The sequence below is a fragment of the Candidatus Phytoplasma pruni genome (genome assembly GCF_013391955.1).
Taxonomy (GTDB): domain Bacteria; phylum Bacillota_I; class Bacilli_A; order Acholeplasmatales; family Acholeplasmataceae; genus Phytoplasma.
The window spans coordinates 1-1,359 of record NZ_JABUOH010000028.1 but is presented as its reverse complement, the minus strand read 5'-3'; the positions used below and the strand labels follow the sequence as shown (position 1 = coordinate 1,359).

The following is a 1,359-nucleotide window of genomic DNA, read 5'->3' as shown; positions in this document are numbered from 1 at the left end:
ATAAAAAAGCTTTTTTATAGCTAAATTAACCGAGTAAAATTAAATCTTAATAATTATATATTACTTTATTTAAAAAACAGGTTAAAAAAGCTAATTTTTGCCTTATTAAAAGGATTTATTTAATAAGTAAAGTTGTCTTTTGTATATTTTTAATCTTTTTGCTTGCCTTTTTGTCGAAATATCAATATATTTTAATAATACTAAATATTTATTAATATCAATATAGTTATAAGGTTGTTCTTTAGTAATGAGAATAATTTTTTTCAAAATTAAAGTTATTAAAAAATTTAATTGTGGTAAAAGAAAAGAATTCGGTAAAGGAGTCTTGATAGAATGAAAGAGGGATTTTTTTGATAATTTTTAGATATTTTCGCATTTTGGTTTTTGACTTTTTCTCGGTGATATTGTGTTTATTATTTAAATAAAAAAGACCTTAAAAATTAGGGTCTTTGAGGAAAGGAATTATTTTTTGTTGATAAAAGATACTTGTTCTTTTAAGCTTATTTGAAGGTGATTTCATATAATTGATGGGCTTGTTGTTTGTCTTGGGGAGTTATGTCTGTGTCGCGGAGGGTTTTGATGTGTTTGCCGGTGATGGGGTCGGAAATATTGATATAGGAGAGAGTACCGTCAAGGTTGTAGTAAGTTTCTTTGGCGAGTTTGTTGGTTTGAGGGTCAAATTCTAAGATGACATTAATATAGAGACTAGAATTATAATAAGCCAATTTGATTAATTTTTCCTCAGCGTTGTAGTAGGCGGATTTTTTCGAGCCATCAGGGAAATACTGAATTGTTTTAGAGGGTTTGCCAGTTTTATGGTTGTATTCGTTAATCAATTCAATTGAATCATCGGGGTTATAGTGAGTTTCTTTGGTTTTTTGGTTATATTCAGTGATGAATTTGTATCCGGATTTTAAAATGATAGTTGATGGTTCAGAGTTGGGATTGGAAATAGTTAAATATTCTAATAATTTGTTTTCGATTTCTTCTTGGGGATCAGATAATTTTATAGATATTATTGTCACAACAACTCCATTTGTCATGTAAATAACATCTTCTAATTCATTTGGAGTTTGTGTTTTTGCGTGATCGATTCCTGAACTCAATTGTTCGAATGTTTGTTTTACAGTAGAAGAAGTTTTAAGTGCCTGTTTTTTTATTAAAGTGTAATAATTTTGAGTACTTTTGATTTGTTTTTCGAGCATAGGAGATATATCAGACAAAGAAATAGAAGTTTCTTCGTCTAAAATATGTTTTAAAATTTGTTCAAAAGTTTGTCGTGAAACAGAAGTTTTTTCATTCATAGGGGTTGGTTTTTTAGATATATCATCTAATTTTTGCTTTACTGTTTCTGATTCT

General features: G+C 27.9%; 1 protein-coding gene. It reads right to left on the bottom strand.

Annotated elements, in window-relative coordinates; all coding sequences use genetic code 11:
- Nucleotides 1-500 precede the first annotated feature (500 nt).
- A partial coding sequence (locus tag HR065_RS00980; RefSeq protein ID WP_178734058.1) for a DUF2963 domain-containing protein occupies nucleotides 501-1,359 on the bottom strand: 859 nt, incomplete at its 5' end.